At 44.9% G+C, this 12,136-nt stretch carries 9 protein-coding genes; 2 read left to right on the forward strand and 7 right to left on the reverse strand.

What is annotated here, in order from left to right:
- Positions 1-26: 26 nt before the first annotated feature.
- From QK890_RS11040 to QK890_RS11070, 7 genes are all read right to left on the reverse strand, one after another.
- The gene (locus tag QK890_RS11040; RefSeq protein WP_032531648.1) at positions 27-1,655 is read right to left on the reverse strand and encodes a RagB/SusD family nutrient uptake outer membrane protein; all 1,629 of its coding nucleotides are present in this window, start codon (positions 1,653-1,655) and stop codon (positions 27-29) included.
- Between the two features lie 20 nt (positions 1,656-1,675).
- Positions 1,676-4,945, reverse strand: a complete 3,270-nt coding sequence (locus QK890_RS11045) for a SusC/RagA family TonB-linked outer membrane protein (RefSeq protein ID WP_032539533.1) — start codon at positions 4,943-4,945, stop codon at positions 1,676-1,678.
- Positions 4,946-5,120: 175 nt separating this feature from the next.
- Entirely contained in the window at positions 5,121-6,116 is a 996-nt protein-coding gene (locus QK890_RS11050) for a FecR family protein (RefSeq protein WP_367627338.1), read from the reverse strand.
- A 46-nt stretch (positions 6,117-6,162) separates the two neighbouring features.
- A complete protein-coding gene (locus QK890_RS11055) occupies positions 6,163-6,699 on the reverse strand; it encodes an RNA polymerase sigma-70 factor (RefSeq protein ID WP_005781047.1) in 537 nt (178 codons plus the stop codon).
- Positions 6,700-7,150: 451 nt separating this feature from the next.
- Complete coding sequence (locus QK890_RS11060; RefSeq protein ID WP_005781046.1) at positions 7,151-8,485, reverse strand: NADP-specific glutamate dehydrogenase; 1,335 nt, start codon at positions 8,483-8,485, stop codon at positions 7,151-7,153.
- 165 nt (positions 8,486-8,650) lie between these two features.
- Positions 8,651-8,827, reverse strand: coding sequence for a hypothetical protein (locus QK890_RS11065; protein WP_002562412.1), 177 nt, complete (start codon positions 8,825-8,827; stop codon positions 8,651-8,653).
- On the reverse strand, positions 8,824-11,112 hold the full coding sequence (locus QK890_RS11070; RefSeq protein WP_005781044.1) for an NADP-dependent malic enzyme: 2,289 nt from the start codon (positions 11,110-11,112) through the stop codon (positions 8,824-8,826). The genes QK890_RS11065 and QK890_RS11070 overlap by 4 nt, the downstream gene beginning before the upstream one ends.
- Before the next feature lie 387 nt (positions 11,113-11,499).
- On the opposite strand from QK890_RS11070, the gene QK890_RS11075 reads away from it, so the two are divergent.
- Both QK890_RS11075 and QK890_RS11080 read left to right on the forward strand, forming a co-directional pair.
- The gene (locus tag QK890_RS11075) at positions 11,500-11,793 is read left to right on the forward strand and encodes a hypothetical protein (protein ID WP_005781040.1); all 294 of its coding nucleotides are present in this window, start codon (positions 11,500-11,502) and stop codon (positions 11,791-11,793) included.
- Positions 11,794-11,808: 15 nt separating this feature from the next.
- Positions 11,809-12,102, forward strand: a complete 294-nt coding sequence (locus tag QK890_RS11080) for a cell division protein ZapA (RefSeq protein ID WP_005781039.1) — start codon at positions 11,809-11,811, stop codon at positions 12,100-12,102.
- Positions 12,103-12,136 lie beyond the last annotated feature (34 nt).

The raw sequence follows: 12,136 nt of genomic DNA on the forward strand, positions 1-12,136 counted from the left end.
TGTTTCTTTAATTTTCAGGTTCATTACTATTTGCTTTTTTTGTCCCACCACACTTTAGCGGCGGCATTGTCTGCTCCTCCTAAATGCTGGTTGATGGCATTGTGCAGGTTTTCGCTGTTTTGTTCATACTCGGTGCGGGGGTAGGGCATTCTTCTTACACCTCCCACATCGTATCCGTTTCCGATCAATACCGCGGAGTTCGTTTTGTTTTCGGCAACGACTATTTGGCGGGGATATCCGGTACGTCTCCACTCTGTCCATGCTTCCTGTCCGTTGGGGAAGATGGCGAGATATTTTTGAGTGATGATACGTTCCAGCTTCTCTTCTTCCGTAGCTCCGTTTTCCCAGCGGATAGTGATGCTGCTTGGAGCGTTTGCACTTAACTCACCATTGGCGGTGTCGGTATAGTTGGCCGGTTTACGGGTGTGATCCTTCAGATAGTTCTCGGCCGATGAACTGCTCAGCCCATTTTCGCTGAACGACATACGGATGCCTGCGTTGTAGAAGTCACCGGCACTGCCGCCCATGTCGAATCCAGCCAATGCTCCTTCGGCTTTCAGAAAGCATACCTCGGACGCTTTCATCCAATAGAGGGGATCGTCTTCATGCACGTTGGGGCGTGTGAACCCGTTGTAAGCGTCTCCGGACTTGGCGATTCCGCACCGTACGGCCTTGAAGCCATTGTTGTTGACAAAGTATACGGAAGCACGGGCGTCATTATATCCTGCCAGATAAGAATAGATGGTGGCTCCCATGCGGGTGTCATTGTATTCTTCATTAATCACTTTCAGTGGATTTTTCATTTGCAGGCCGGCCCCTTTACCCATCTGGGCTGCCAGTTCTTTGCTGTCGATCATGCCTGCGGGATGTTTCACGGCTTTCTCCGCATATTCTTTGGCAAGTCCTGCATCGGCAAAGCGGACACGGATGGCCAGGCGAAGCATAAGCGAATTGGCAAAGCGCATCCATTTATTGACATCGCCGTTATAAACAATGTCGAAGGCAGGCAATACTTCTTTGCTCTTATTCGAGTAATCGTCCAAGGTTTGGACAGCCTCTTCCAGCTCTTTCAGAAAAGAGCGGTATACGCTTTCCTGAGAGTCGTATGCCACTTTAAAAGACCCTTTGCCCACTTGTGAGTAGGGAATCGGGCCAAACATATCCGTAGTGCGGTGCAGAGCCGCGATCTTAATGATCTGGGCTAAGGCATAAATCTCGTCATTTCTTGTTCCTTCATCCTGCGAGATGCGTTTTATCTGCATCCATGGCGAATAAACATCCGTCACCATAAAAGAATACACATAGTTCACCCAGTTTTCGTACATGAAGTAGTTGGTGAAGTTCTTGCTGCCGTTAAATTTGTTGTCGCGGGGAGACATGTAGCCCGCCCAGGCATCACCGGCCAGATTTACTCCGATCTGATAGCGGTTTACCGGTTCTGTGCTTTCTGAAGCGGTGCCGACGGGGATTACACTTTTCTCAAGATTAGGCAGGTAGGCCCCGTAAATAACTCCGTCCATCTTTTCGTCTTCTTTCGTCGGGAGCAACGGGTTCCGGTTGATATCTTCGGATATACACGAGGTGCATAGTGTTGAACCTAAAAGGGCTATGGCCGATAGCGTTCTACACATATTCTTTATTTTATTTAATTTCATAGTGTTGCATTTTTTAAAGGTTATAATTCAATCTTTACGCTAAATCCCACACTACGCAAACTGGGTGGCATAAAGACATCTCCCCGGTTATAGGTACCTGTCGAAGAGGTCATTTCCGGATCGAATGGAGCTTTATTATAGATCATCCACAAATTGCGTCCGATGGCGGAAACCGTCAGCCGGTTGATCACATTACCGAACCATTTGCCCGGCAGTGTATAGCTCAGGCTGGCTTCTTGAAGGCGGATGTTGGTCGCTTTATACGCGTAATATGCCATCAGTTGTTCGCCACCGATGGTCGTATAATATTTTTCCGCATCATATTGTGTTCCGTTCACCCATACACCACCGTTCTGACGCGCTTTATAAGTGTCTTTCGATACACCGTAGTCGTCGAGGAAGGCTTGGGTGGAAGAGGTTACGATACCTCCGAAGCGTCCGTTGAACAACAGGTCCAGAGTAAGGTTGTTCCAGGTTACATTATGTCTCCAGCCTATTGAAAAATCGGGGTTGACCGATCCTATCTTGATACGTTGTGAGCGGTCTACTTTATACCCTCCTTCTTCTTCGATCAGTTTACCGTCTTTGCCTCTGGCAAGGATACCTTTTACGTATACATCCCCGATTGCGTCCTTCTCCCGCAGGTAAACTCCTCCTTTATCCTGCAGGGTCAGTTCGGTGATGCTGAACAGCGAGCCGTCCGCCGGGTTCCTGTAGTCATGCACCATCTTCATGATTTTATTTCGGTTGGCTGTGTAAGTCAGATTGGTGGCATATCCCACTTTTCCGAACCGGTCGTTATACCCCAATGACAGTTCGATACCTTTGTTGCGTACCTTACCCGCCTGTACATAGAAACCCGAATATCCCGAAGCAGGAGACATACTGGAGAGGAAGGTCTGATTATAGGTATCTGTCAGATAAACCGTGGCGTCGATATTGATTTTATTGTTGAAAAGTCTCAGGTTAGTTCCCAACTCATACGATTTGGTTTGTTCTGCTTTGAAGTTCGGGAAGGGGTAAATCGATATCGGATTGATGACTCCGCCTTTCATGGGATCGGTGACGGTTCCGGGAGTCAATCCGGTATAATTGATCGGTCCTCCTACTTCGGCGAATGAAGCTCTCATCTTCCAGAATGAAATGAATTTAGGCAGACTTACCATTTCGGAGATTACGCCCGACACTCCGACGGAAGGATAGAAATAGGTGGGCTGGTCGGAGTTGACTAACTGGGAAGCCCATTCCTGCCGTCCGGTCAGGGTGAGATAAAGCATACTTTTATAGCCCAATTCAGTACTTACAAACACCGAATTGTTTCGTGTATGGATGTGCGATTGCGAACCGGGGCCGGAAGACGGATCGAAGTTATAGGCAGAGAACAGGTTGGGGACAGTAAACAGTTTCCCTCCGATGCCCATGCCGGTGGTCAGGTGATCTTCATAACTGAATCCGGCGTTTGCTGTCAGATTGAAGTCACCGAGATTTTTGTTCACATTCAGCATGATATCTGCATAGGTCTGCTGATACTCTTCCATACTTTGGTTATATGCTCCTTTGTCCGACTGGGCATGCAGCTTGATTGTCGAAGCATGCAGTTTACGTTCGGATGTGGTGTTGGTGTTATCCACTCGTATACGTCCTGCTATATTCAGCCAGCTCAGAATGTCGTATTTTACGTTGGCATAAAACATATAACGTTTCTTTTTGGAAACAAACATTTCGCGGTTCACAATCCAGTACGGGTTTTCCAGGTTCAGGCCCTGGTCACCATACGACCATTCCTGTATGGGGAACTTGCGGTTGGTGTCATATCGTTCGTACACTTTGACCGCTTCAAAATCTTCACCCCGCGGAAAGAGATACAGAGGTACCAGCGGATTAAAGTAACGTCCTGCCGACAGCATGTTCTGGTCACCTTGCAGAACATAACTGGCTCCCAGGTCAAGATGGAGTTTGTCATTCAGCATACTCGCAGTGTTGCGCAATGTGAAGTTATAACGATAGTATTCGTTGTTGGGGATGATGCCGGTGGAATTCGTGGTTGCCACCGATACGAACGTTTGATTATTTTTGTTTCCTACTGAAAAATTGGCGGCATTCATGATATTGGCGCCTGTCTTAAAGAAGTCTTTCGGGCGGAACGTTGAAGGCTGTTGCAGCATCTCACCCCAACTCTTGTAGGATCCTTTTGCATTACCGTATTGATTTTGAAATTCCGGCATTACATACGGGGTCATAAACTCCGTATTGTTGGAGATTGAGATTTTCAGTTTGCCTTCCTGACCTTTTTTAGTGTTGATCAGGATAACACCGTTGGCTGCCGATGAACCATATAAGGCCGCAGCGGCGGGACCTGTCAGTATCGATAAACTCTCGATGTCTTCCGGGTTGAAATCGGAAATGCCTTCACCTCCTCCCGGAGTACTGTAATCATTATTGATTTCACCTTTTGAGGGGTTGCCGATGGGCATACCGTCCACCACATAGAGCACATTATTGTTTCCTACAATGGACTTGGCCCCGCGCATGACTACGCGGGTTGCTCCGCCGATACCCGAGGAGCTCCGGTTGATGGACACACCCGCTACTTTTCCGGTTAATCCGTTTACGAAGTTGGCATCTTTCACACTGTTGATAGCATCTGACTTTACCTGCTGAACACTGTAACTCAGCGCTTTTTCTGCACGTTTGATACCCAGTGCGGTGACGACAACCTCGTCCAGCGCTTTGGCGTCTTCGTCCAATACGACAGTCAGTGAAGAAGCATCACCCACTGTAATATATTTGGTGGTATAGCCCACATAGGAGAATTCAATTACATTTCCTTTGGCAGCCAGGATGGAAAACCGGCCGTCAAGACCGGTGACGGTTCCGGTAGGGCTGTCTTTGAAAGAGACATTGACCCCGATCAAAGGATCTCCTTTGTCATCTTTCACTATACCCGACAGCTTCTTGTGTTCAACTTCCACTTTTGATTGCGGAATAATCATGATATATTTGTCTTTGATTTTGTAGGAAAGACCCGTTCCGGACAGGATAGAAGTCAGCGTCTTATCCAGAGATTCAGCATTAATATTCAGGTTAACGCGTTTGGTTTTCTCAAGTTTGGATTCGTTGAAAGCAATCAGATAATCAGATTGTTTCTCAACTTCCCGCAATGCTTCCTGCAACGTGATATTCTTTTTTTTGATCGTTATTTTTACGTTGTTTTGAGCAAAGGCAGCTGTTTGTAGAATAAAACAGCTAAAAATTATAAAAAAAATAGACTTTAATCGATAAAAATTCATAGATTTGAACGAATTTTAGTGTTAAATCATAATATTTATTTCCCAAAAAGTAAAGCATAAGCTTTAACGCTAAGAATTCAGATTTCATATCCGGAATTAGGTGGCCGCCTCTTTCCGGATACTTTTTTACATGCTAAATAGTTGTTTTTAAGGTTAAACAAATAAATATACTAAATCATTTTATTTTTTTTGCATCCCGTTTAATGTAACATATATTCCCTTTCAGTTCATGGTTGAATCCTCCCACGACTTCCTGCATGATATTCAGGATATCTTCTAAAGTGGATTTCTCACGGAAACGGAAGTTGAATTTATCATCATTAAATAAATTGGCGTTATACTGGAATGTGACTGCGTAGCGTCTTTCCAGTTCGTTCAGGATTGCCGACATAGTAACTCCTCTGAATACGTACATCCCTTTTTGCCAGGCCGTAACGTCTTCAATATTTGCTTCGGCGAGCTTGCTTTTTCCCGTGCTCTTATGGTAAGTGACCTGTTGTCCGGGAGTGACAATATAACTCTCTTTTCCATTGTCGCATTCCACTTTTATTTTTCCATGAATCAGGGTTGCAATCATTTCGTTCTCTTCCGGATAAGCGGCGACATTGAACTCGGTTCCCAAGGCTGTCACTGCCATGGTGGCCGATCTGACTATAAAAGGCTGGCCGGTGTTTTTCTTTACTTTGAAGTTGGCCTCACCGATTAAGTAAACCGTGCGGGTTTCACCTTTGAACTTTTCAGGATAAAGGAGGATGCTGCCTGAGTTAGTTTCCACTATACTGCCGTCCGGAAGCCGGAGGGTGCTCAGGCGCCCGTCCGGTGTTATGTTCTCAATTAGGGGAGTCTCGGTGAAGTGCTGTTTGGTCATTTGAAAAGTAACCGAAACAGACACGATCAACAACGCTATGGCAGCCGCGTAATATGCAAAACGGATGCGTGGCTGATGTCTGCCTCCGGAGTTGGCTCCGACTTTGGCATATACTGATGCGAGAGAGTCCCAGGTGGTCTGGTCGGCCTTTCCTTCCGTTTCGTTCCATAAGTCGTGCAGGGCAGTTTCCTTTTCCTCGGTATGTTCCTGGTCGAGCAACCATTGATGGATCTCTCCGGTGACTTTTTTGTCGGGATCGGAAGCTGCAAACAAACGGATGATTCTCTGAATATAATTCTTCATTTTTATAGCCTTTATATAGATAAGACAATTAGTTGTGGCTGATTACTCAACCGATGTAGAAAAAAAATAGGGTGAGGAGCACTTTTTTTAAGTCGATTAATGCCAAATAGATGTGACGCTCTACCGTACGAACTGAAATATTCAGTTCATCGGCAATTTCCTGATTGCTTTTTTCTTGTGTGCGGCTCATCCGGAAGATCTTTCTTCTCTGTTCGGGCATATTGGCAATCGTGAGTTTCATCAGAAGTTCGCTTTCCCTGGCATAAAGTTGATCGTGAATGTCGGCTTCGGATATAGACAGATCCTCTTTTGTATATTGCTCCTGATAGGTCTGTTCGATTGATTTATGTTTTAGAAAGTTATAAATATGATTGCGGACCATAGTGTAAATGTAGCTGTTCCAAGTTTCCTGGTTTTCCCAAATCTCAGGATGGGTCCATAATTTTGCGAATATATCTTGGGCAATATCTTCTGCATCTTCTTCTGATTTCAACAATTTCCATGCAAACGCTTTGACTTTTGGGTAAGTCATAATGAAAAACTGCTCAAATTTCTTCTTCTTAGGCTCGTTATTTAAAATCATTTAGTAGAATATAAGGCTGATTGTGATTTTTTCAAAAATAAGGCTTTGGTTTTTAAAATTCCAAAAGTAAATGGTTTAAAACAAACAAGCAAATTTTTAATGAACTAAAAAAAGAGATTACTTTTTCGTTTTATGAAAGATTGGGACGATTGTTTTTATTTTTTTGATGTCAATAAGTTCTTTTATAGCAAACTGTCCGGACTGTCTGTTTAAATAGTCTGTTAATATTATTTTTTTTGTTGCTGAACGATTAATGGAATGCGGAGGTGATGTTGAATAAGGAGATATTTTATTTTGCTGTTCCGGAGCTTGAGTACATTTTTTAGTATCCCATCTTTGTGCTCTTTCTCTTCAAGCACTTGCATTGACAGTTTGAAATGAAAATCCCCGTACTCCTGTTACAGAGATACGGGGACTTCTACTATGACATTATGATTGAATTCTTTGCTGATTATAAGATTCCCTGTGCCATCATTGCTTTGGCAACCTTCATAAATCCGGCCACGTTAGCACCTTTCACATAGTTTACGTATCCGTCCGGTTCTGTACCGTATTGTACGCAAGCTTCATGGATATTCTTCATGATGCTCTTCAGCTTTTCGTCTACCTCTTCAGAGCTCCAGCTCAGTTTGATAGAGTTCTGGGTCATTTCCAATCCTGAAACGGATACACCACCCGCATTGGCTGCTTTACCCGGAGCATACAGGATCTTGGCATCCTGGAACACTTTGATAGCTTCCGGAGTAGAAGGCATGTTGGCACCTTCGGATACTGCCATGACACCGTTGGCAACCAGTTTGCGTGCATCGTCACCGTTAAGTTCGTTCTGAGTGGCCGAAGGCAATGCGATATCGCCTTTCTCACCCCAAGGACGGGCTCCTTCAACGTATTTACATCCGTAAGTTTCGGCATATTCGCGGATGCGTCCGCGGTAGAGGTTCTTCAGCTCCATGATGTAGTCCAGTTTAGCGCGGTCGATACCGTCCGGATCGTAGATGTAACCATCGGAATCGGACATGGTAACCACTTTACCGCCCAGTTCCAACACTTTTTCGGCGGTATACTGAGCCACGTTACCCGAACCAGAGATCAGACAAACTTTACCTTTCAGGTCAGTTCCTTTTGTCTTCAGCATTTCCATCAGGAAGTAGATGTTACCATAACCTGTAGCTTCCGGACGGATCAGTGAACCGCCGAACTCGCGACCTTTACCGGTGAATGTTCCGGTGAACTCGTGAGAGAGCTTTTTGTACATACCGAACATGAAACCTACTTCGCGGCCACCCACACCGATGTCACCGGCAGGTACGTCGGTTTCAGGACCGATGTGGCGCCACAGTTCAAGCATGAAGGCCTGAGTGAAACGCATTACTTCGGCATTTGACTTTCCGCGCGGAGAGAAGTCCGAGCCACCTTTACCACCACCCATCGGCAGGGTAGTCAGTGAGTTTTTAAAGGTTTGCTCGAAAGCAAGGAATTTAAGAATACCAAGGTTTACAGAAGCATGGAAGCGGATACCTCCTTTGTACGGGCCGATGGCGTTGTTGTGCTGAACACGGTACCCCATGTTGGTCTGCACGTTGCCTTTATCGTCTACCCAAGTCACACGGAACTGGTATACTCTGTCTGGAATGCAAAGACGTTCAATCAGATTGGCTTTGTCGAATTCAGGATGTTGGTTGTATTCTTCTTCAATCGTAGAAAGAACTTCTTCTACTGCCTGATGATACTCCGGTTCGTTGGGGAACCTTCTCTTCAAATCTTCTAATACCTTAGCTGCATTCATAATTCTTTTTTCTTTTAATATGATTGTTTTTAAATTCTATCGTCTCTCTGTTGATGACGTTGCAAAAGTAAACATAAAAATCGAACTAACAAGCATTTTATAAAGAAAAACGGCATAAAACATCAAAATTGATATTTTATGCCGCAAAAAAGGAATAAAAAGATATTATTTATTCTTTTTAAGTGATTTGTAGACGGGAATAAAGACTAATGCTGCCGAAATGATAAGCATAAGTATGGTAGGACCGTCAATACGTTCGGCGTATACCAATACTATGTAACAAAGCGCCACCCAAAGCAGAATGATACAAACTATTTGTGATTTGGATAAAGGACGTTTCATTTATTAGCTTTTTTCTTTTCTACAATAGCGTCGATCACAGCCACGGCGGTGATGTTCACGATGTCGCGTACCGAGCTTTCGATATCTGTAAAATGGATCGGTTTGTTCAGCCCCATTTGGATCGGGCCGATAAATTCGGTATCCGGGTCCATGGCTTGCAACAACTGATATCCTGCATTGGCAGAGCTTAGGTTGGGGAATACCAATGTATTCACATCCTTTCCGTTGAGGCGGGTGAAGGGGTACTTGGAGTCACGGAGTTCGCGGTTCATGGCAAAATTCACCTGCATTTCACCGTCAATAGCCAGTTCGGGATATTCTTTCTGCATATAAGCTACTGCTTCGTGTACCTTCAGCGGGCTTCCTGCCTGGTCGGAACCGAAGTTAGAATAGCTCAGCATGGAGATCACCGGGGTATGATTGAAGAATCTGACAGTTTGGTCGGCCAGCTTGGCTATATCTATCAGAGTGGAAGTATCCGGATGGCGGTTGATCAAAGTGTCAGCCAGGAAGTAAGTTCCCTTTTTGGAATTCAGGATGTGCATGGTTCCGAAATGCTTGTATTCCGGACGGATGCCGATAACTTCTTTCGCTACTTTGATGGTATTGCTGTATTTGGTGTATAATCCGGTGATGAAAGCATCCGCGTCTCCGGTTTCAACCATCATCATACCGAAGTAGTTGCGCTCGAACATCTTGTCGTTGGCCTCTTCGTATGTAGCGCCTTCGCGGGCACGTTTCTGAGAGAGGATGTGGGCATAACGTTCGCGTCGTTCTGCCTCACGGTCGTGGCGAAGGTTGATGATTTCGATTCCGTCCAGGCTCAGGTCGAGTTCCTTGGCCAGTTTCTCGATGCGTTCTTCGTTACCTAATATAATAGGGTGGCAGATTCCTTCCGATTTAGCTTCGACAGCGGCTTTCAGCATGTTGGGGTGTCCGCCTTCGGCAAATACCACACGTTGCGGGTTACGGCGGGCGGTATCGTAGAGCTGGCGGGTCAACTGGGATTCCTGTCCCATCAATTCGCGGAGATGCGTTTTATATTCATCCCAGTTCTCGATATTCTTGCGGGCCACACCACTCTCCATAGCGGCACGGGCCACGGCGATAGATACTTCCGTAATCAGACGCGGATCTACCGGTTTCGGGATAAAGTATTCCGGACCGAAAGTGAAGTTGTTCACATGGTAAGCTTCGTTCACCACATCGGGCACGGGTTGTTTGGCCAGATTGGCAATGGCGTGTACGGCGGCAATCTTCATCTCTTCGTTGATTGCTTTTGCCTGAGTGTCGAGCGCTCCGCGGAAGATATACGGGAAACCGATTACATTATTAATCTGGTTCGGATAGTCCGAACGTCCGGTTGCCATCAACACGTCGGGACGGGCAGCCATGGCGTCTTCATATGAAATCTCGGGTGTGGGGTTTGCCAAAGCGAACACGATGGGCGAGGAGGCCATGCTGCGCACCATATCCTGGGATAATACATTTCCTTTTGACAGGCCGAGGAATACGTCTGCTCCCTTGATTGCTTCGGCCAGTGTATGAATGTCGGTACGGTCGGTTGCGAAATAACGTTTCTGTTCGTTCAAGTCCGTGCGTGCCTTGCTGATAACGCCTTTGCTGTCGAGCATGACGATATTTTCGAGGCGGGCGCCCAATGATACGTAGAGCTTCGTGCACGATACGGCGGAAGCACCTGCACCATTGACAACGATTTTCACATCTTCTATCTTCTTACCGGCCACTTGCAAGGCGTTTACCAGTCCGGCACTCGAGATGATGGCCGTTCCGTGTTGGTCGTCATGCATCACAGGGATGTCAAGCTCTTCTTTCAGGCGGCGTTCTATCTCAAAACATTCGGGTGCTTTGATATCTTCCAGGTTGATACCTCCGAAAGTAGGAGCGATGGCTTTTACGGCTTCGATAAATTTATCAGGATCTTTTTCGTTGACTTCGATGTCGAACACATCGATACCTGCATAGATTTTGAAAAGTAAACCTTTACCTTCCATTACCGGTTTACCGCTTAAGGCGCCGATGTCGCCCAATCCTAAAACTGCTGTACCGTTTGAGATTACGGCTACCAGATTACCTTTGGCTGTATATTTATAAGCATCCTGTGGGTTCTTTTCTATTTCGAGGCATGGTTCTGCCACACCGGGAGAGTAAGCGAGAGATAAGTCGGTTTGTGTACTGTAGGGTTTGGTAGGTACTACCTCAATTTTACCGGGTTTGCCCTGTGAGTGATAGAGCAAAGCGGCTTCTTTTGTTATTTTAGCCATGATTATGCGTTTTTATAAAGGTTATCATTTGCCCGCAAATGTAGGAATAAAACTTCGGAATCGTAGTCTATTTGATATAAATTCTATTAAATTAATAACAAAAAGGCACAGAAAGATGAAAATGTATTCAGCTTTTTCTCTTCTTTCTGCATATTTATTACAAACGAGATGATGATTCTGAATAATTGTACTTATACCCATACTCTTTTCTATAATGAACGTTTGTGTGCAGAAAATAAATATCCTTATAATAGAAGACATATAGCTAAAAAAAATAAATAAAAGTTGCCTCGGACAACTATTTTCACTATAAATGACTATTTTCCGCCGAAAAGTTTTTGTAATATCAGAGTTAATCGTATTTTTGTGTACAATTTTGGTGTAGTGATGACAGAAGAAGAAAAGAAGCTATTAAGTACCTTTGAAGCAAGGCTGCGGCATTTAATCTATCTGCATGATGAATTAAAGCGCGAAAATGCTGAGTTAAAGCAACTTCTCGAAGATGAGAAGGCCGAACTCGAAAAGGTGAAAGCTGAATACAAAGCGTTAGAATCAAACTACACAGACCTAAAAACAGCTACGGCAATCAGCCTTAACGGCAGCGACGTAAAAGAGACGAAGCTGCGATTGTCTAAATTAGTGCGTGAAGTCGATAAATGCATCGCTTTGTTGAATGAATAACATAAAAAAGGATGTATGAACGATAAAATAAAAATAAACCTGCAAATAGCAGATTCTTATTATCCCCTCACCATCAACCGTGACGAGGAAGAGACCGTAAGAGAAGCGGCAAAGCAGGTAAATATCAGGCTCAATGCGTATCGGGAGCACTACAGGAACATAGCTCCGGAAAAGATTATAGCTATGGTGGCATATCAGTTTTCACTGGAAAAGCTGCATCTGCTGCAACGTAATGATACCCAACCGTATACGGCCAAGATAGAAGAACTTACAGAAATGCTGGAAGAGTATTTCAGGAACGAGGAATAACTGTTTCCATTTTTATAAAAGAAAATCCACGCAC

This window comes from Bacteroides sp. NGMCC 1.200775, assembly GCF_040798045.1.
In the GTDB taxonomy this organism is placed as follows: Bacteria; Bacteroidota; Bacteroidia; order Bacteroidales; family Bacteroidaceae; genus Bacteroides; species Bacteroides hominis.